The sequence below is a fragment of the Streptomyces sp. NPDC050439 genome (assembly GCF_040655335.1).
Lineage (GTDB): Bacteria > Actinomycetota > Actinomycetes > Streptomycetales > Streptomycetaceae > Streptomyces.
On the sequence record NZ_JBFAJT010000005.1, the window covers coordinates 573,212 to 592,371 of the forward strand.

17 protein-coding genes are annotated in these 19,160 nt (G+C 70.4%); 9 read left to right on the forward strand and 8 right to left on the reverse strand.

Translation table 11 applies throughout. The annotated features are described in order from the left end of the window. The first annotated feature begins 48 nt into the window (after nucleotides 1-48). Nucleotides 49-912, forward strand: coding sequence for an MEDS domain-containing protein (locus AB0I66_RS23650; RefSeq protein ID WP_363209907.1), 864 nt, complete (start codon nucleotides 49-51; stop codon nucleotides 910-912). Nucleotides 913-920: 8 nt separating this feature from the next. Then, nucleotides 921-1,409: an ATP-binding protein gene (locus tag AB0I66_RS23655; protein WP_363209908.1), complete on the forward strand. Its 489-nt coding sequence runs from the start codon at nucleotides 921-923 to the stop codon at nucleotides 1,407-1,409. A 199-nt stretch (nucleotides 1,410-1,608) separates the two neighbouring features. Here the strand turns inward: AB0I66_RS23655 and AB0I66_RS23660 are convergent, their stop codons facing one another. After that, nucleotides 1,609-2,661, reverse strand: a complete 1,053-nt coding sequence (locus AB0I66_RS23660) for a LacI family DNA-binding transcriptional regulator (protein WP_363209909.1) — start codon at nucleotides 2,659-2,661, stop codon at nucleotides 1,609-1,611. Between the two features lie 324 nt (nucleotides 2,662-2,985). Here AB0I66_RS23660 and AB0I66_RS23665 point away from each other — a divergent pair, with 324 nt between their 5' ends. The 3 genes from AB0I66_RS23665 to AB0I66_RS23675 all read left to right on the forward strand — a co-directional run bounded on the left by AB0I66_RS23665 (nucleotide 2,986) and on the right by AB0I66_RS23675 (nucleotide 7,778). Continuing rightward, a complete protein-coding gene (locus tag AB0I66_RS23665; RefSeq protein WP_363209910.1) occupies nucleotides 2,986-4,800 on the forward strand; it encodes a coagulation factor 5/8 type domain-containing protein in 1,815 nt (604 codons plus the stop codon). A 140-nt stretch (nucleotides 4,801-4,940) separates the two neighbouring features. Then, the gene (locus tag AB0I66_RS23670; protein WP_363210060.1) at nucleotides 4,941-6,764 is read left to right on the forward strand and encodes a discoidin domain-containing protein; all 1,824 of its coding nucleotides are present in this window, start codon (nucleotides 4,941-4,943) and stop codon (nucleotides 6,762-6,764) included. A 114-nt stretch (nucleotides 6,765-6,878) separates the two neighbouring features. Further along, the gene (locus AB0I66_RS23675; protein ID WP_363210061.1) at nucleotides 6,879-7,778 is read left to right on the forward strand and encodes an SDR family NAD(P)-dependent oxidoreductase; all 900 of its coding nucleotides are present in this window, start codon (nucleotides 6,879-6,881) and stop codon (nucleotides 7,776-7,778) included. A gap of 21 nt (nucleotides 7,779-7,799) precedes the next feature. Here the strand turns inward: AB0I66_RS23675 and AB0I66_RS23680 are convergent, their stop codons facing one another. The 4 genes from AB0I66_RS23680 to AB0I66_RS23695 all read right to left on the reverse strand — a co-directional run bounded on the left by AB0I66_RS23680 (nucleotide 7,800) and on the right by AB0I66_RS23695 (nucleotide 14,881). Further along, nucleotides 7,800-8,987 (reverse strand): spore photoproduct lyase family protein, encoded by a 1,188-nt coding sequence (locus AB0I66_RS23680; RefSeq protein WP_363209911.1) that lies wholly within the window; start codon nucleotides 8,985-8,987, stop codon nucleotides 7,800-7,802. A 32-nt stretch (nucleotides 8,988-9,019) separates the two neighbouring features. Beyond that, nucleotides 9,020-10,387, reverse strand: coding sequence for a class I SAM-dependent RNA methyltransferase (locus AB0I66_RS23685; protein WP_363209912.1), 1,368 nt, complete (start codon nucleotides 10,385-10,387; stop codon nucleotides 9,020-9,022). A 107-nt stretch (nucleotides 10,388-10,494) separates the two neighbouring features. Then, nucleotides 10,495-12,543, reverse strand: a complete 2,049-nt coding sequence (locus tag AB0I66_RS23690) for an APC family permease (protein ID WP_363209913.1) — start codon at nucleotides 12,541-12,543, stop codon at nucleotides 10,495-10,497. A gap of 61 nt (nucleotides 12,544-12,604) precedes the next feature. Continuing rightward, nucleotides 12,605-14,881, reverse strand: a complete 2,277-nt coding sequence (locus AB0I66_RS23695) for an MMPL family transporter (RefSeq protein WP_363209914.1) — start codon at nucleotides 14,879-14,881, stop codon at nucleotides 12,605-12,607. A gap of 214 nt (nucleotides 14,882-15,095) precedes the next feature. Between AB0I66_RS23695 and AB0I66_RS23700 the strand changes: the two genes are divergently transcribed. The 4 genes from AB0I66_RS23700 to AB0I66_RS23715 all read left to right on the forward strand — a co-directional run bounded on the left by AB0I66_RS23700 (nucleotide 15,096) and on the right by AB0I66_RS23715 (nucleotide 17,164). Continuing rightward, complete coding sequence (locus AB0I66_RS23700; protein ID WP_363209915.1) at nucleotides 15,096-15,425, forward strand: winged helix-turn-helix domain-containing protein; 330 nt, start codon at nucleotides 15,096-15,098, stop codon at nucleotides 15,423-15,425. After that, the gene (locus AB0I66_RS23705; protein WP_190082440.1) at nucleotides 15,425-15,664 is read left to right on the forward strand and encodes a hypothetical protein; all 240 of its coding nucleotides are present in this window, start codon (nucleotides 15,425-15,427) and stop codon (nucleotides 15,662-15,664) included. Before AB0I66_RS23700 ends, AB0I66_RS23705 begins: the two co-directional genes overlap by 1 nt. Nucleotides 15,665-15,818: 154 nt before the next feature. Continuing rightward, nucleotides 15,819-16,487, forward strand: coding sequence for a TrkA family potassium uptake protein (locus AB0I66_RS23710; protein ID WP_363209916.1), 669 nt, complete (start codon nucleotides 15,819-15,821; stop codon nucleotides 16,485-16,487). Then, a complete protein-coding gene (locus AB0I66_RS23715) occupies nucleotides 16,487-17,164 on the forward strand; it encodes a TrkA family potassium uptake protein (RefSeq protein ID WP_363209917.1) in 678 nt (225 codons plus the stop codon). Before AB0I66_RS23710 ends, AB0I66_RS23715 begins: the two co-directional genes overlap by 1 nt. A 76-nt stretch (nucleotides 17,165-17,240) precedes the next feature. Here AB0I66_RS23715 and AB0I66_RS23720 read toward each other — a convergent pair whose 3' ends face one another. The 3 genes from AB0I66_RS23720 to AB0I66_RS23730 all read right to left on the reverse strand — a co-directional run bounded on the left by AB0I66_RS23720 (nucleotide 17,241) and on the right by AB0I66_RS23730 (nucleotide 19,150). Continuing rightward, nucleotides 17,241-17,975, reverse strand: coding sequence for a DUF3159 domain-containing protein (locus AB0I66_RS23720; RefSeq protein WP_363209918.1), 735 nt, complete (start codon nucleotides 17,973-17,975; stop codon nucleotides 17,241-17,243). Nucleotides 17,976-17,978: 3 nt separating this feature from the next. Further along, a complete protein-coding gene (locus AB0I66_RS23725; RefSeq protein ID WP_160507673.1) occupies nucleotides 17,979-18,377 on the reverse strand; it encodes an OB-fold nucleic acid binding domain-containing protein in 399 nt (132 codons plus the stop codon). A gap of 89 nt (nucleotides 18,378-18,466) precedes the next feature. Beyond that, nucleotides 18,467-19,150: a response regulator gene (locus tag AB0I66_RS23730; protein ID WP_351173923.1), complete on the reverse strand. Its 684-nt coding sequence runs from the start codon at nucleotides 19,148-19,150 to the stop codon at nucleotides 18,467-18,469. Nucleotides 19,151-19,160 lie beyond the last annotated feature (10 nt).

Below are 19,160 nucleotides of genomic sequence, written 5' to 3' on the forward strand. Positions count from 1 at the left end.
GTGATCACGACGGCCGCGCCGCCTGGCGCGGACCCTAGGCTCTGCCCCATGGATGCCAGTTCTGTGACCAGGACGGTCTCCGTCACCCGTATGAATTCCGGGGATCACGCATGCCTCGGGTTCGACGACGACGAAACCCGCTGGGAACTCCGTGCCGCGTACGCCGACATAGGCCTGTCGCGCGGCGAGCAAGTGGTGTTCTTCACCGACCGTGCCACCACTCCCGCCGTCGCGGCCGAGCAGTTGAGCGCCGGCGGCTTTCCGCTGGGGTCCGCGCTCATGGACGGCCGCCTCGTCGTGGTCAACGAAGTCCCCGGGTACGACCCGGCCACCGGCTTCGACCCCGTCGAGCGCGCCGCCACCTGGGTGGAGCTGACCGACAAGGCACGCCACGACGGCTTCAGCGGGATCCGGGCGGTCGGCGACATGGGCTGGGCCACCGAACCGGGCGTCGACCAGGATCTCCTGGTCGAGTACGAGACCGGACTCTCGCCGCTCTTCGCCGACATCGGGTTCACCGCCATCTGCGAGTACGACCGGCGCAAGTTCGGCGAGGACCTCCTGGACCGGGTCCACCGCGCCCACCCCAAGCAGATACTGGGCCATCTCGGCGCCCTGGACATCGTCCGGATCGGCTCCGAACTGCGGGTCGCCGGAGACGTCGACCTCGCCACGCGCGAGGAGTTCGACTCGGCGCTCGCGCGCGCCCTGAGCGGTCCGGACCGTCCGCGTCTGCTCGATCTCTCCGAGCTGTGCTTCATGGACGTACACGCCGCGTCGACGCTGGTGCGGCTCGCGGGCGGGCTGCCCCGCGACCACCTTCTGGCGGTCCGCTCACGGTCCGAGCAGGACAGAGTGATACGGCTCTGCGGAGCCGTCGAAGTGCCTCAACTGGTCCTGGGCGAAGGGTGATCCGCGAAGTGATCCTCAACCGCGGCATCGGCAACGACGACAACGGCGGTGACCCGGCCCCGCACCGGGTTCACCTGGACGCCACCCTCGCCCCCACACCGGGCAGGACGATCCTCCTGGAACTCCCCTTCACCATGGCCGACTTGGCCCGTCTGAGGTTCCTGGTCAACCGCCGCGCCGAGGACGCGGGGCTCTGCGAGCCCCGGCTCAGCGACTTCGTGCTCGCCGTGCACGAGGTCGCCAGCAACGCCGTCGTGCACGGCGGCGGCAAGGGCCGCATCCATCTCGCGCACACGGCCGAAGGGCTGCGGTGCGTCGTCGGGGACAGCGGCCCGGGGCTGCCCAGGGCGGAACCGTGCACGGCGGCGGCCCTTCCCGACGGCGACGAAGCCGAGAGCGGCAGGGGCCTGTGGCTGGCCCAGGCCCTCGCGGACCGCGTCGACATCACGGTCTGCCCATCCGGAACCACGGTCACACTGGTGGCCCTGCTGTCCTGACCCGGGCCGCACACCCGTCACCGGTCACACCGACGCCGCTCACCCCGTCACCTGCTCGGCCAGCGCTGGTCGGAACACCATCGACAGCGGCGCGCACCTCAACTCGCCCCTCCCGGACCACTCCGACACCACGGTCACACTGGTGGCGCTGCTGTCCCAACCCGCCCCACGCGCCCGTCACCCCTCACGCCGACGCCACTCACGCCGACGCCCGCTCAACCAACGCCGGACGGAACACCATCGACAGCGGCGCGCGCCCCGGGCGCTTGATCCGCGCCAGGAGCAGCCGGGCCATCTCGGCGGACATCTCCTCCACCGGCTGCCGGACCGTGGTCAGGGCGGGTTCACAGGCGCCGGCGGCCTCGCTGTCGTCGAAGCCGACCACCGCCACGTCCTGCGGCAGCCGTCTGCCCGCCCGCAGGAGAGTCTGCAGCGCGCCCTGCGCCATGAGGTCCGAGGCGACGAACACGCCGTCCAGGTCCGGGCGTTCGGCGAGGAGTCGCCGCGTGGCCTCGGCGCCGCCCACCCGGGTGAAGTCGCCCTCCGCCCAAGGTGCTTCGGTGATGCCGTGCGCCGCCAGCGCGTCGCGGAAACCCTGGAGGCGCTCCTGCGCGGCCGGCATGTCCTGCGGTCCCGCGACGCTGCCGATCGCGCGGCGCCCCCCGGCCACCAGGCGGTCGACGGCCATCCGCGCCCCCGCCCGCTGGTCCACCTCCACGTACGGCAGCGGAACCGTCTGGGCCGGGCGCCCCGCGAGCACGGCGGGCAGCCCGGTCTCCGCGAGCAGCCGTGGCAGCGGATCGGAGGCGTGCGAGGAGACGAGCACCGTCCCGTCCACATGGCCCTGGCGCAGGTACGAGAGGAACTGCCGGCGCGAGGTGTCGTCGTCCACCAGCATCAGGACCATCTGGACCCCGGCCGGGCGCAGCACGTCCAGAAGGCCGCCGACCACCCGGCCGAAGTGGGGGTCGGTGAACATCCGGCCGACGAAGGGAGCCTCGACCGGCCGGCGCTCCCGCTCCGACACGACCAGGGCGATGGAGTCGGTCCGCTGGGTCACCAGGGAGCGGGCGGCCTGGTTGGGGACGTAGCCGGTGGCCTCGACCGCCTCCTCCACCTGGCGGCGCAGCACCGGGTCGACGGTGGGCGCTCCGTTCACGACCCGGGAGACGGTGGCGCGCGAGACGCCGGCCGTCCGGGCCACGTCCTCCAGGGTCACGGGGCGGGCGGGGCGCGGGGCGTCGGCTGTCACGGGGTCTTTATAGCAACCGGGGTGGGCGGGCGTTCGGGTCTCCTTGCCTGATGCGGGGGCAAGGAGACCCGTCACAACGGCTGTTGAGAGCACGCCATGTCAGCGGACATATCCCTCACGCACGAGCGATTGACGCCAACTTGCCCACACAGGCACCTAGTTGACTTCTTCCCGACCAGTCCACGCGACATCGTGCGCACCCCCTTGACGCACCTTGTCCCAGACACAACTATCCAACGCGAGAGAGCGCTCTCTCAGCGCTCACCGTTCAGGTTCTGAACGAACCAGGGAATCCGAACCGCCCAGCCGACAGAAGGATTTGCCATGTCTGAGCACCAGCCTGTGCCCGCCGCGAGATCCACCCTCTCCCGCCGCTCCGCCCTGGCCGCCGCTCTGGCGGTCCCGGCCACCGGGATGCTCGCCTCCCACGCGGTCGCCGCTCCCGACGCACCCCCGGCGCAGGCCCCCGCCGCCCGCCGCCCCCGGCCCGCGAACGCCTTCGCCCCCGACTTCGGCCCGAACGTCATCGTCTTCGACCCGTCCACCGGCGGCATCCAGGGCAAGCTGGACGAGATATTCCGGAAGCAGGAGTCCGCCCAGTTCGGCACCGACCGCTACGCCCTGCTGTTCAAGCCCGGCAACTACAGCGGGCTCAACGCCCAGATCGGCTTCTACACCTCGATCATGGGCCTGGGGCTCTCCCCCGACGACACCCACTTCAACGGCGACGTCACCGTCGACGCGGGCTGGTTCAACGGGAACGCCACGCAGAACTTCTGGCGTTCGGCGGAGAACCTCTCCCTCTCCCCGGTCAGCGGCGCCAACCGCTGGGCGGTCTCCCAGGCCGCCCCGTTCCGCCGCATGCACATCCGCGGCGACCTGAACCTCGCCCCCGACGGCTACGGCTGGGCCAGCGGCGGCTACATCGCCGACAGCCGCATCGACGGCACCGTCCAGCCGTACTCCCAGCAGCAGTGGTACACCCGCGACAGCTCGATCGGCGGCTGGCTGAACGCGGTGTGGAACATGGTGTTCTCCGGGGTGGAGGGCGCGCCCGGCGACTCCTTCCCCGACCCGCCGTACACCACCCTGAACAACACCCCGTACTCCCGGGAGAAGCCCTTCATCTACCTCGACGGCGCCGAGTACAAGGTCTTCCTGCCCGCCCTGCGCACCAACGCCCGCGGCACCAGCTGGGGCCACGGCACCCCGCAGGGCCAGTCCCTCTCCCTCTCCGCCTTCTACGTCGCCAAGCCGGGCGACAGCGCGGCCACCCTCAACGCAGCCCTCGCCCAGGGGCTGCACCTCCTGCTCACCCCCGGCATCTACCACCTCGACCGGCCGATCGAGGTCAAGCGGGCCAACTCCGTGGTCCTCGGCATCGGTTACGCCACCCTCATCCCGGACAACGGGGTCACCGCGGTGAAGACCGCCGACGTCGACGGGGTGCGGCTGGCCGGGTTCCTGGTCGACGCCGGGCCGCAGAACTCCAGGACGCTCGTCGAGATCGGCCCCGCGGGCGCGAAGAACTCGCACGTCGGCAACCCGACCACCGTCCAGGACGTGTTCATCCGCATCGGCGGCGCGGGCGCGGGCAAGGCCACCACCAGCATGGTGGTCAACAGCCGCCACACCATCGTCGACCACACCTGGGTCTGGCGCGCGGACCACGGCGACGGCGTCGGCTGGGAGACCAACCGGGCCGACTACGGCGTGGTCGTCAACGGCGCGGACGTGCTCGCGACCGGCCTGTTCGTGGAGCACTTCAACAAGTACGACGTGCAGTGGAACGGCGAGCGCGGGCGCACGATCTTCTACCAGAACGAGAAGGCGTACGACGCCCCCAACCAGGCCGCCATCCAGAACGGCAGCCTGCGGGGCTTCGCCGCGTACAAGGTCGCCGACTCGGTCACCACCCATGAGGGCTGGGGTCTGGGCAGCTACTGCTACTACAACGTCGACCCGACCATCGTGCAGGAACACGGCTTCGCCGCGCCGAACAAGCCGGGCGTGAAGTTCCACCACCTGCTCGTCGTCTCGCTCGGCGGCAAGGGCCAGTACGCGCACGTCATCAACGCGATCGGTGCTCCCACGTCGGGCTCCAACACGGTGCCGTCCACGGTGGTCTCCTTCCCCTGATCCACCGGTCACCCCACGTCCCAGGCCCGTCCTCCCCCATCCGCAAGGAGAGCAGCATGCGCTCCCGTACCTCCCGCACGTCCGGAAGAAAGAGACTCACCCCGGTCATCGCGCTGGCGTCGGCCTGCGTCCTGACCCTGATGGCCGGCCTCGCCTCCGCCGCGCCGGCCGACCCTCCCGGCGCGGTCGCCGCAGCGGCCTGGGACACCGACCGCGCCGCCGAGGCGTACACCGCGAACCCGTCCTCCGCGACGGCCTCCGGCAACGAGGCGGGCAGCGCGGGGCCGGGCGCCGCCTTCGACGGCGACGCCTCGACCCGTTGGTCGAGCCAGTTCGCCGACGACGCGTGGATACGCCTTGACCTCGGCACCACCCTCCGCGTCGATCGCGTCGTCCTGGACTGGGAGGCCGCCTACGGCAAGAAGTACGTCCTTGAGGTGTCGAGGAACGGCTCCGACTGGACCCCCTTCTACCCCGAGACGGCGGGCACGGGCGGCTCGGTCACCGCCCACACCTACCCCCAGGAGGTGACGGGCCGCTACGTGCGGATGCGCGGCATCGAGCGCGCCACACCCTGGGGCTACTCGCTGCACGCCTTCAAGGTCTACGGCGGTGAGCCCGCCCCGGCATCGACGACCCGCTCCAACCTGGCCCTGAACCACCCCGCCTACACCAACCGCTACCAGCACGCGGGCAACGCCCCGTCCTTCGCGACCGACGGCGGCCGGCCCGCGGACCTCAAGGCGGATCAGACCCGCTGGTCCAGCGACTGGAACGCCGACCGCTGGATCTCGGTCGACCTGGGGGCGCGCTCCACCATCGACACCGTGGACCTGTACTGGGAGGCGGCCTACGCGGTCGACTACGAACTCCAGGTCTCCGACGACAACCGGACCTGGCGCACGGTCCACCGCCCCTCCGCCGCGGACGTCGCGTCGCGGCGGGCGAACATCAAGTCCCCCGGGGACGCGGTGGGGCTGCACGACAATGTGCGGCTCTCGCAGCCGGCGACCGGCCGCTATGTACGGATGCTCGGCAAGGAACGCCGTTCCTTCCACAACCCGGCCCCGTCCACCGCTCAATTCGGTTACTCGCTCTACGAGTTCGAGGTGTGGGGCACCGGCGGGAGCGCGTCCGCCGCGTATCCGGCGCTGCCGGGCGAGCAGTCGGGGGCGTACCGGACGACGTTCTTCGACGACTTCACCGCCGGGAGCCTGGACCGCTCCAAGTGGCGTGTCGTCAGGACCGGTCAGGAGATGGGGTCGGTCAACGGCGAGTCGCAGGCGTACGTCGACTCCACGGACAACATCCGCACGGAGAACGGCAGTCTGGTCCTTGAGGCCGACTACTGCGACAACTGCACCACCACGGGCGGCGGCACGTACGACTTCACGTCGGGCCGCATCGACACCAACACCAAGTTCGACTTCACGTACGGCAAGGTCAGCGCGCGCATGAAGCTGCCGGTCGGCGACGGGTTCTGGCCCGCCTTCTGGATGCTCGGCAGCGACGTGGACGACCCGGACGTCTCGTGGCCGGCCTCCGGCGAGACCGACATCATGGAGAACGTCGGCTACGGCGACTGGACGAGCTCCGCGCTGCACGGCCCCGGTTACTCGGCGGACGGCAACGTCGGCGCCCGCCAGACCTATCCGAACGGCGGCAGGGCCGACCAGTGGCACACGTACGCGGTGGAGTGGACCCCGACGCTCATGCGCTTCTACGTCGACGACCGCCTGGTGCAGGAGACGACGCGCAACAAGCTGGAGTCCACCCGCGGCGAGTGGGTCTTCGACCACGACCAGTACGTCATCCTCAACCTCGCCCTCGGCGGCGCCTACCCGGCCGGCTGGAACAAGGTCACCCAGCCGTACTGGGGCCTGCCCCAGTCCAGCGTGGACAGGATCGCGGCGGGCGGCGTGAAAGCGGAGGTCGACTGGGTGCGGGTGGAACAGAAGGGGTGACGCCTGACGCCTGACGCCTTCGTCGGCATTCTCGGGAGGCGGCGATCCGTGCTTCGGGCGCTACGCTCGAAGCCGTCCCGGATCGGCGGCTCCCGAGGGGGCAGCGTGTCAACGATGGTGATGACCGGCGGCACTTCGGGCTTCGGAGCGATCGCCGCGCGACGACTGACGCAGCCGGGCGAGGCCCGGCTGATCCTGGGGGCGCGCCGTCCGGCGGCCGGTGACGGAGCGCTCCCGCTCGACCTGACGGAGCTCGACTCGGTGCGCGCCTTCGCGGCGGCGGTCCGCCAACGCCTCGGCGGGGCTCCCCTCGACGCCCTGGTCCTGAACGCGGGCGTGATCCGTCCCGACGTCACCGGCAGAACGGCGGACGGCTTCGAGCCGACGTTCGCGGTCAATCACCTCGCGCACTACCTCCTGGTGCGCCTGCTGCTGCCCGTCCTGCGGGAGGGCGCGCTCGTCGTGCAGACCACGAGCGGTACGTACGACCCCGCCACCCGGGCCGGTCTCACGCCGCCGCGCCACGCGGACGCGGAGCTGCTCGCCCACCCCGAGCTCGACGCCGGACGCGACCCCCGGCCGCGCAAGGCGGGCGAGCACGCGTACACCGCGTCCAAGCTGTGCGCCGTGCTCACCGCCCGGTCCCTGTCGGGGTTCCCGGACCACCGCCTCACCGCGCTCGCCTTCGATCCGGGCCAGGTCTTCGGGACAGGCCTGGCCAAGGATCTCGCGCTGCCCCTGCGGGCGGCCTGGGCGCTCCTCGGCACCCCGGTCCTCGGGTGGCCGCTGCGCAAGCTCAACCCGCACTTCAACACCCGTACGGCGGCGGGGAACGCGCTGGCCGACCTGGTCCTCGGTGCCGCGAAGCCGCCGGACGGCCGCGTGCTCGCCGCCCTCCGCAAGGGGCGGCTCAGCTGGCCGGACGTGTCGGAGCTCGCCCGTGAGGACGAGGTGGCGCGGGCCCTGTGGGAGGACAGCGCGAGGCTGGTCGGCCTGGCACCAACCGCGGCCTGAGACCCGAAGCGGGCCGCACGCTCAGAACGCGTACCTGACCCGCAGCCACGGAGCGTGCTCGGTCAGCAGTTCCTGGATGCGCACCAGGGAGTTCCGCTTGATCTCCTGGTTGTAGCGGACGTTGACGGCCCCGTTCTGGGAGCGTTTCGTCTCCTGGGCCTCCGGCTGCCACAGCACGTCCTCGGCGCGGGGGTGCCAGCCCAGGTTGACCTCGTGCAGCGCCTGATTGTGCGTCAGCATGATGACCTCGGCCGCCGCCTGCTCCTTCACGCGGGCGGGCAGGACGTCGTCGAGGTGGTCGAGCAGCTCGGCCCAGTCCCGCTGCCAGCCCGGACGCAGCACGACCGGCGAGAGGTTGAAGTGCACCTCGTAACCGGCGTCGAGGAAGTCGGCAGCGGCGGCGATCCGCTCGGCGATCGGGCTGGTGCGGATGTCCAGGAGACGGGCGTCGGCGGCGGGCATGAGGGAGAAGCGCACCCGGGTGCGCCCCTGCGGGTCGTACGCGAGCAGGTCGGGGTTGACGAACTTCGTCGCGAAGGACGCCTTCGCCGTCGGCAGGCCACGGAAGGCGGCGACGAGATCCGCGGTGTTGTCGCAGACCAGGGCGTCGACGGAGCAGTCGCCGTTCTCCCCGATGTCGTAGACCCAGGCCCGCGGATCACACTGGTTGGGTTCCGTCTTGGGCCCCTGGGCCCGCACGTGGCGCCGGACGTGGGCGACGATCGCCTCGATGTTGGTGAACAGCGTGATGGGGTTGGCGAAGCCCTTGCGGCGCGGGACGTAGCAGTAGGCGCAGGCCATCGCGCAGCCGTTGGAGGGGCCCGGCGCGATCCAGTCGGCCGACCTGCCGTTGAAGCGCGTGGTGAGTGTCTGCTTGACCCCGAGGACGAGCGTCTCGGTCTTGATGCGGACCCACCGGCCGATGTTGCCGTCGTTGCCGTGGAGTTCGGGGATGCGCCAGTGCCCGGCCACCTCCGTGACGCGTACGTCCGGCAACCGGGCCATGATCTGCTGGCCGCGCGGCGATTCGAGCGCCGCCCGCTCCGCGTAGACCTCCCGCACGTCGAGCATCCGCCGGGCCTGCGGACTGTCCCGGAACGCCCCGTGCGCGGCGGGCGGCGCCGCGGAGGCGTCCGCCCACCCGAAGAGAGCCTGCTGCTCGGGCTCTCCCGGTCCGGCCCCCGCCGCTCCTGCCGCAGGCTGCGCCACGTGCCGTCCCTTTCCGCGCCGGGGAGCCGGCGTCAGGAACCCTTGGTGGCGGGCTCCAGGATCGCCACGCACTCCACGTGGTGAGTCATCGGGAACAGGTCGAACGCGCGCAGCGTCCGCACCCGGTAGCCGCCCTCGCGGAAGTACCCCAGGTCCCGTGCCAGCGCGGCCGGGTCGCAGGCCACGTACGCGATCCTGCGTGCTCCCAGACCCGTCAAGTGTTTCACCGTCTGCTTGCCCGCGCCCGCGCGCGGCGGGTCGAGGACGATCAGGTCGACCTCGGTGATGCCGGTGCGCGGCAGGGCGGCCTCGACCTTGCCCTGCTCGATGCGGACGCGGTCGAACGCGGCGAGGTTGTGGCGGGCGTCCTCGACGGCTCGCTTGCCGGACTCGATGCCGAGGACGGCGCCCTTGTCGCCGACCCGGTCGGCGATGGCGCCCGCGAACAGGCCCACGCCGCAGTAGAGGTCGAGGGCCGTGTCGCCCTTGCGGGGTGTGAGGCCCTGCATGACGGCGAGCATCAGCGTCTCGGCGGCCTTCGGGTGGACCTGCCAGAAGCCGCCGTTGCCGACGCGGTAGGTGCGGTTGTCGGCGCGCTCGCGGACGAAGGGACGGCCGTGCACGCGGTGGATGCCGCCGTCCTGCTCGGCGACCCGGAGGACCGAGACCGGCTTGTCCAGCTCGACGAGCGGCAGGCGCGCGCCCGGCTTCGGCTCCAGGATGACCTGGCGGTCCTGGGAGCCCGTGGCGGCGATCGCCTCGACCGAGGCCATGCCGGCCCAGTCGTGCTTCTCGATGCCGAGCTCGGAGACCCCGGGAGCGGCGATCATGCAGTGCTCGATGGGCTCGACCTCGTGCGAGCGGTGGCGGCGCAGGCCCGCGTTGCCGTCGGGGTCCACCGCGTACTGGACGCGGGTGCGCCAGGCCGGGACCTCGCCCGGGGGCAGCTTGTCGCCCTCGGCCGGGACGACCGTGCCGTCCCAGCCCGCCTCCTCGGGGGTCAGCCCGGCCAGCCGCTGGAGCTGCTCGGCGATGACCTCGCCCTTGAGGCGGCGCTGCGCGCCCGGCTTCGCGTGCTGCCAGTCGCAGCCGCCGCAGCGGCCGGGGCCCGCGTACGGGCAGGGGGCCTCGACGCGGTCCTTGGACGGGTCGAGGACGGTCACCGCGTCCGCGCGCAGGAAGCGGGACTCCTCGTCACCGTCGGTGACGCGCGCGATGACCTTCTCGCCGGGCAGCGTGTGCCGGACGAAAAGGACCCGGCCCTCCGCTGTGCGGGCGACGCAGTGGCCGCCGTGCGCGACGGGGCCCACCTCGACCTCGTACTCCTGCCCGATGAGGGAGGCTGCCTGTGAGCCCTCCTTCGAGTTCCCCGCCTGCGATTTCTTCGGTTCTGCCTGCATGGCGGGGTGACTCCACTACGTAAGGGGGCATCGGCCGAAAGGAAACGGCCGGACAACAGCCCACCAGTCTACGTGGGTGTCGTCCGGCCGCTCACCAACCGCGGGGGTCAGGCCTTGTTGCTGGGCTCCTTGGGGCGCTTCTCCACCGGTCCCCGGCGCACCGCGCCCGGAGCGTTCCACTCCGACCGCTTCCGGGCCCGCTTCTTCGCGGCCTCGGAGGAGTCGAGCTGGTAGGGGACGGAGGTGACCATCACGCCGGGAGTGAAGAGCAGGCGGCCCTTGAGCCTGAGCGCGCTCTGGTTGTGCAGCAGGTGCTCGTACCAGTGGCCCACCACGTACTCCGGGATGATCACGCTGACCACGTCGCGCGGGCTCTCCTTCCGGAGGCCCTTGACGTACTCGATGATCGGCCGGGTGATCTCGCGGTAGGGCGAGTCGAGGATCTTCAGCGGGACGGTGATGCCGCGCCGGTCCCACTCGCCCCGCAGGGCCTTGGTCTCCGCCGGGTCGACGTTGATGCTCAGCGCTTCGAGCGTGTCCGAGCGCATCAGCTTGGCGTAGGCCAGGGCACGCAGCGTCGGCCGGTGGATCTTGGAGACCAGGACGATGGAGTGCACGCGCGAGGGCCGCACGCTGTCGTCGGACGGGGTGTCCGGGGCGGCGATCTCCTCGGCGACGCGGTCGTAGTGGCGGCGGATCGCGGACATCGTCGCGTAGAAGATCACCATGCCGAGCAGCGCGACCCACGCGCCGTGCGTGAACTTCGTGACCAGTACGACGACCAGGACCATGCCCGTGAAGAAGGCGCCGAAGGTGTTGATCGCCCGCGAGCGGATCATGTGGCGCCGCTTGGCCTGGTCCCTCTCCTTGCGCAGATGGCGGTTCCAGTGCCGGACCATGCCGATCTGACTGAGCGTGAAGGAGACGAAGACGCCGACGATGTAGAGCTGGATCAGGCGGGTCGAGTCCGCGCCGTAGATGACGACGAGGAGGGCCGCGGCGCCCGCGAGCAGCACGATGCCGTTGGAGAAGGCGAGCCGGTCGCCGCGGGTGTGCAGCTGACGCGGCAGGTAGCGGTCCTGCGCGAGGATCGAGCCGAGCAGCGGGAAGCCGTTGTACGCCGTGTTGGCCGCGAGGAAGAGGACCAGCGCGGTGGCGGCGGCCAGCACGATGAAGAGGAAGCTGCCGTTGCCGAAGACGGCCTCGGCGACCTGGGAGATCACCGGGTTCTGGACGTAGTCGGAACCGACCGGCACCCCGTTGTGGAAGAGGTCCTTGCCCGGGTACTCGGCCATGCGGACCTTGGTCGTCATGGCGAGCGCGATGATGCCGCAGAACATGGTGACGGCGAGGGCGCCCATCAGGGCCAGGGTGCTCGCGGCGTTCTTGCTCTTGGGCTTGCGGAAGGCCGGGACGCCGTTGCTGATCGCCTCGACGCCGGTGAGCGCGGCACAGCCGGAGGAGAAGGCCCGCAGGAGCAGGAAGACCAACGCGAAGCCCGCGAGGCCCTCGTGCTCGGGCTTGATCACGTAGTCCGCGGTGGGCGCCTTCATCGTCTCGTCCAGGACGATGCCCCGGAAGGCACCCCAGGCGATCATGATGAAGACGCCGGCCACGAAGACGTACGTCGGGATGGCGAAGAGCTTCCCTGACTCCTTCACGCCGCGCAGGTTCATCACCGTGAGGAGCACGATGACGGCGACCGCGCAGAGGACCTTGTGCTCGACGACGAACGGGATCGCCGAGCCGAGGTTCTCGATGCCCGAGGAGATCGACACCGCCACGGTCAGGACGTAGTCGACGAGCAGCGCGCTCGCGACGGTGAGTCCGGCCTTGGGGCCGAGGTTGGTGTTGGCGACCTCGTAGTCGCCGCCACCGCTCGGGTAGGCGTGCACGTTCTGCCGGTACGACGCGACGACGGTGAACATCAGCACGACGACCGCGACAGCGATCCAGGGGCTGAAGTGGTACGCCGACACACCCGCGATCGAGAGGACGAGGAGCACTTCTCCCGGTGCATAGGCCACGGAGGAGAGCGGGTCGGACGCGAACACGGGTAGAGCGATGCGCTTCGGCAGGAGGGTTTCTCCGAGCCGGTCGCTGCGCAGTGCGCGCCCGATGAGGATCCGTTTGGGCACGTCGGTCAGTTTGGACACGCAGAGGATCGTAAGCGTTCGAATGGGTGCCCGCCCACCCACCACCCCCTAACCGCGCCGGTTAGCCACGACGCGCCGCCGGGGGCTCCGCCCAATGCCCGGAAAGCGGACGGCCGTCGGCGGTCTGCGGTGCCTCCGGCACCTCCCGCGCCCCGTACCGCTCGGCCGCCCGCTGCTCTGCGCGGTGGATGGCGCGGGACGGCCACCAGGTGGCCCGCCCGAGGAGCAGGAGTGCCGCCGGCAGGATCATGATGCGGATCACGAACGCGTCGAGCAGGACGGCCGCCGCGAGGACGAAGCCCATCTGCTTCATCTCCAGGATGTGCAGCATCACGAAGCTCGCGAAGACGGTGACCATGACGATCGCGGCACTGGTGACGACCTTGGCCGACGAGCCGATGCCCTCGATGACGGCCTGCCGGGTGGGTGTGCCGTTCAGGGCGGCCTCCCGGATCCGGCTGACGACGAACACCTGGTAGTCCATCGAGAGCCCGAAGAGGATCACGATGAGGAAGAGCGGCACCCGCGAGGAGATCCCGCCGAGCGAGACGAACGAGAGCAGTTCCTCGGCCCACTCCCCCTGGAAGACCAGCACGAGCAGTCCGAGCGCGGAGGCGGCGGAGAGCAGGTTGAGCACGATGCCGAGCAGTCCGAGGACGACCGAGCGGAACGCGATGACCGTCATGGCGAAGGTCATCAGGAGCAGGAAACCAAGGACGAGCGGCAGCTTCTCGTTCTGGTGCTCCACATAGTCCGTGCCGCGCGGCACATCGCCGGTGACGGCCGTCTCGACGCCGGGCAGTTCGCCGACGGTGGCGGGGAGGTGGTCGTCGCGCAGGTGGTCGAGGGTGGCGACGGCCTTGTCGGAGTACGTGGCGTGCGGGGCGTTGAGCTCCAGTGTGGTGGTCCTGCGGTCCTTGGAGGTGCGCAGGAGCGGAGTGCCGGAGGGGTGCGAGAACAGCGGGTCGGCCTGCGCCCTGCGGTCCAGTTCCGTCAGGGCGTCGCGCACCTCACCGGCCTGCGAGGCCTCGGCCCGCACCACGACCTGGTGCCGGATGCGCTGCTCGGGGAAGGCGTCGAGCAGCCGGTCGTACCCCTGCATGGCCGGGATGTCGCGCGAGAAGCTGTCGCGCGAGGGGTCCTTGAGCTTGATGTCCAGGGCGGGCAGCGCCAGGCCGAGCAGGACGAGGACGGCGAGGCCGAGGGTGAGCGCGGGGCGCTTGCGGGCCGGGGTCAGCAGCGCGTTCCAGGCCCGTCCGGGCTTCTTCTCGCCGTACGTCCGCACCGGCTTGCCCTGGGCCTGCCGCTTCAGCGCACGGCGGTCCGCGCGCCGTCCGAGCTTGACAAGCAGCGCGGGGAGCACGGTCACCGAACTGACCACGGCGACGGCCACGACCAGGATGGTGCCGGTGGCGAGGGAGTCGAAGATGACGTCGCCCGCGAGGTAGAGGGCGGCGGTGGAGACGATCACCGCGAGTCCGGAGACCACGATCGCGCGGCCTGCGGTGGCCGCGGCGGCCTCTACCAGCGCCTCGGAGGTGAGGCGGCCGCCTGCGCGGGCCCGTTCCTCGCGCTCACGCTTGAGGTAGAAGAGCGTGTAGTCGACGCCGACCGCCATGCCGATGAGCAGGATCATGTTCATCCCGACGCCGGTGTCGGGCAGCAGGTGCGAGGCCAGCATCGCCAGGCCCATGGTCGCCATGATCGAGGTGATGGCGAGGAGCAGCGGTACGCCGACCATGACCACGGAGCCGAAGACCAGGGCGAGCGTGATCAGCGTGACGGGGAGCGTGATCGCCTCGGAGAAGGCGAGGTCCTTGCCCCGCTGGTCGTTGACGCCCTTGCTCACCGAGGCGGCACCGGTCTCCTCGATCACCAGGTCCGGGTGGGCCTTCTTGGCCTGCTCGGTCTGGGCCTGGAGCGGGATGACGTTCTTCTTGCCGTCCTGGTCGGGCCCCTTCAGCTCCACCTGGACGCGCAGGACGCGTCCGTCCTCGGAGCGGACCGGGGCGGCGACCGACGCGACCTCCGGCAGCGACTTCATCCGGGCGGTGACGTCCTTGACGGCGGCGCCGGCCGCCGCCTTGTCCAGCGGGCCCGACTTGGCGCGGATCAGCACCTGTTCCGTGGGCCGCAGCGGGACGCCGCCCTCGGTCGCCAGGGCCTCGGCGCGCCCCGCCTCCCCCACGCGGTAGTCCTCGCTGCTCGCGCTGTTCATGCCGGTGGCGATGCCGCCCCCCAGGCAGAGCACCACGAACACCAGCCAGCCGATGATCGCGCGCCCCGGATGCAGCGCGCTCCATCTGGCCACGCCCACCGTGACCGATCGCTTCCCCATGACCATCCCCGCCCCTTCGCCAGCTCCTGGCGTCCAGTCCCTCATCAGTCCTTCATGTGTAAGTGAAGACTGACAGGTGAAGGAACGAACCGTCAACTGTCATTCGCGGCCGAGTGGCGGCGGATTGACAGTGGTTCCCGTCATGCGTAAGTCTTGGCTGACAGGTTTCGGGACCAGCGGGGATTCAGCTGGCAGACCAGCGAGAAGGCGGGCCATGGACAGCGAAGAGCTGCTCGCCTTTCTGTCCGCCGTCGGCCACGCCCAGCGGATCCGGATCATCACCGAGCTCGCCCCGGGGCAGCTGTACGTCAGCGAACTGGCGCGGCGGCTCGGCGTCTCCCGGCCCCTGCTCTACATGCACCTCGAACGTCTGGAGAAGGCCGGTCTCGTCGTCGGCCGCCTGGAACTCTCCGACGACGGCAAGGCACTCAAGTACTTCGAACTGGCGCCCTTCGACGTGCGCCTGAACGTGGACACGATCCTCGCGGCCGTCCGGGAGGACGCGTCCGACGAGGCAGGACAGCACTCACCTGAGGGGTCTTAATGGACGACGTGATCATCCCGGTCGCCTTCTTCCTGATACTCGCCGGCGCGGTCGTGTCGGTCGCCTACTTCCAGTCGCAGCGCAACCGCGAGCGCGACCGCCAGTGGGCCGAGGCGATGGAGCAGTACCGCGAGGTCGTCGAACGCGCGAGGTCCGAGCAGGAAGCGGCACGGCTGCAGATCGTCGAGCTCAGCTACCGGCTCAAGAACGTCGAGGGCCTGCTGCGCAGCGTGGACTGACCCCCGCCCCGGACCCCCGTACCGCCTCCGTCGGCACCGGCAGGTGCACGGGGGTGCCCTCCGCGGACCGTGCGTGTGTAGCTTGGGCGTCGGTCTGAGACGCTTTTACCGTTCAGCCTGAGCAAAAAGTATTGACACAGCCGGAAGGACGGGCGTGCACATCGTCATCATGGGCTGCGGGAGAGTCGGATCCGCTCTCGCGCAGACCCTGGAACAACAGGGGCACACGGTCGCCGTGATCGACCAGGACCCCACCGCCTTCCGCCGGCTGGGCTCCGGCTTCGGCGGCCGTCGCGTCACCGGCATCGGCTTCGACCAGGACACCCTGCGCGAGGCCGGCATCGAAGAGGCGGGCGCCTTCGCCGCGGTCAGCAGCGGCGACAACTCGAACATCATCGCCGCCCGCGTGGCCCGCGAGATGTTCGGCATCGAGAACGTCGCCGCCCGCATCTACGACCCGCGCCGCGCCGAGGTCTACCAGCGCCTGGGCATCCCCACCGTCGCCACGGTCCGCTGGACCGCCGACCAGATGCTGCGCAGGCTGCTGCCCTCCGGGGCCGAGCCGCTGTGGCGCGACCCCACCGGCGGCGTACAGCTCGCCGAGGTACACACGTCCGCGTCCTGGATCGGCCACAAGATCAGTGAGCTGCAGGAGGAGACCGGCGTGCGCGTGGCCTTCCTCACCCGGCTGGGCGAGGCGGTCCTGCCGACCTCGCAGACGGTGCTCCAGGAGGGCGACCTGGTGCACGTGATGATGCGCACCGACGAGGTCGAGAAGGTCGAAGCGGCGTTCGCCGAAGGCCCGGAAGAAGGCGGTCACTGATGAGGGTCGCCATTGCCGGAGCAGGCGCGGTGGGACGTTCCATCGCCGGTGAGCTCCTGGAGAACGGGCACGAGATTCTGCTCATCGACAAGGCGCCGACGGCCATCTCGGTCGAGCGCGTCCCGCAGGCGGAGTGGCTGCTCGCCGACGCCTGCGAGATCACCTCCCTCGACGAGGCGGCGCTTCAGCGCTGCAACGTGGTGATCGCCGCGACCGGCGACGACAAGGTCAACCTCGTCGTCTCGCTGCTCGCGAAGACCGAGTACGGCGTCCCGCGGGTCGTCGCCCGCGTGAACAACCCGAAGAACGAATGGCTCTTCAACGAGTCCTGGGGCGTCGACGTCGCGGTCTCGACCCCGCGTCTGATGTCCGCGCTCGTCGAGGAGGCGGTGAGCGTCGGTGATCTCGTACGCCTGCTGCGCTTCAGCCACGGCGACGCGAACCTCGTCGAGCTGACCCTGCCGCCCGAGTCGGCCCTCGCGGGCACGACGGTCGGCGACGTCCAGTGGCCCCAGGACACCTCGCTGGTGACGATCATCCGCGGCACGCGCGTCCTCGCGCCGACCCCGGACGACTCCCTGGAGGCAGGCGACGAGCTCCTCTTCGTGGCGGCCCAGGCCCGCGAGGAGCAGCTGGAGGACCTGCTGTCGGTGCGGAAGGAAGACGCGGCGAGCTAGTCGCTGCGCTTGCTCGTACGCAGAGGGGGCGCCCGGAAACTTCCGGGCGCCCCCTTCTACGTACAGCAAGCGCTGCTCAGGCCTCGTGGCCACGCGCCGCGGTCTTGCGCTCTTCCTCGGCCTTCTCCGCGGCTTCCATCTCGGCGAAGACGTCAATCGGCGGCGGAGCCTTGGCCAGGAAGACCCAGGTCAGCCAGACGGCGAGCAGGAAGGGCGGGATCTTCAGGGCGATCAGGACCCAGCCGAACTGGGTCGTGTCCGCCCACCAGTAGAGCGGGAAGAGGATCGCGCACTTGGCGAGCAGGATCAGACCCCAGGCGTAACTGGCCTTCGTGTACGCCGACTTGCGGCCCGGGTTGCGGGTCCGCCAGGAGAGGTTCTCCTTGAAGACCGGGCCGAGGATCAGGCCGATCAGCGGGACGCCCGCGATGGCCGTGATGACGTAGGCGAGGGCCAGACCCAGCGTGTAGAGCATGCCCGGCAGATAGAAGTCCTTGGCGTTGCCGGTCATCATCGCGAAGACCACACCGAAGGCGACCCCGAAGACGCCGCTGAAGGCGTGCTTGACGGTGCCCTTCATGACCAGGCGGACCGCCACGAGCACCAGGGACACCGCGAGGGCCGCGATGGCCGACATGTGCAGGTCCTTGTTGATCGTGAAGATCGTCACGAAGAGGAGGCCCGGGACGACGGTCTCCACCATGCCCCGCACGCCGCCGAAGGCCTCGAAGAGCGCGGCCTCGGTCACGGCCCGGGAATCTGCGTCCTGATCCGTGCTTCCTTGGTCCGTCGGCTTGTCGAGGGACGTCACCGGCTACTCCCGTCCGAGGGGTCTGAGTTCGTATTTCGGGTTGAAGAGCACCCGGCGGCCCCGGCTCATCGAGATCCGGCCGGACGCGATCAGCCTGCGCCCCGGCTCTATCCCCACGATGGAGCGCCTGCCGAGCCACACCACGTCCAGAGCCGCGGAGCCGTCGAACAGCTCCGCCTCCAGGGCGGGTACGCCGGCGCGTGGTCGCAGGGTGACCGTGCGCAAGGTACCAGTAACCGTGACTATCTGGCGGTCGTGGCAGTCTCCGATACGGGTGCAGCCAGCCGTCTCGGCATCCTCGCGCAGCTCCTCCGACTCCAGATCCTCCTGGGAGGAGGACAGCCGGTCGAGCATGCGCCGGAAACGGCCTGCCGGCTTCTCGGAACCAGGAACAGCACTCATACAGGAAGCGTACCGGGGGTCGCCGACAGCGCCGCAATGGGTGCGCTCATCTGTGCTTATGCCCGCTCAGCCCTGCCTTGACCCTTGACTCATCGCTCGAACCTGTAACCCATTCCCGGCTCGGTGATGAAGTGCCGCGGATGCGCGGGGTCCGCCTCCAGCTTGCGGCGCAGCTGCGCCATGTAGACGCGCAGGTAGTTCGTCTCCGTACCGTACGAAGGGCCCCACACCTCCTGGAGCAGCTGCTTCTGGCTGACCAGGCGCCCGGTGTTGCGCACCAGGACTTCCAGCAGGTGCCACTCGGTGGGCGTCAGGCGTACGTCGCGCCCGTCGCGGTTGACCTTCTTGGCGGCCAGGTCGACCGTGAAGTCCTCCGTGTCCACCATCACGTCGTCCTCGCCCGCTCCGGTGGGCTCGGCCCTGCGGATGGAGGCCCTCAGGCGGGCAAGCAGCTCGTCCATGCCGAAGGGCTTGGTGACGTAGTCGTCGGCGCCCGCGTCGAGCGCCTCGACCTTCTCGTCCGAGCTGTGGCGCGCGGAGAGCACCAGGATCGGGACGCGCGTCCAGCCGCGCAGACCCCTGATGACCTCGACCCCGTCCATGTCCGGCAGACCGAGGTCGAGCACGATCACGTCGGGGTGGCGAGCGGCGGCGAGCTGGAGCGCGGTGGCTCCGTCCGGGGCCGCGTCCACCTCGTACTTGCGCGCCTTCAGGTTGATCACGAGGGCGCGTACGATCTGCGGCTCGTCGTCGACCACGAGCACCCGGGTCATGCGTACCTGC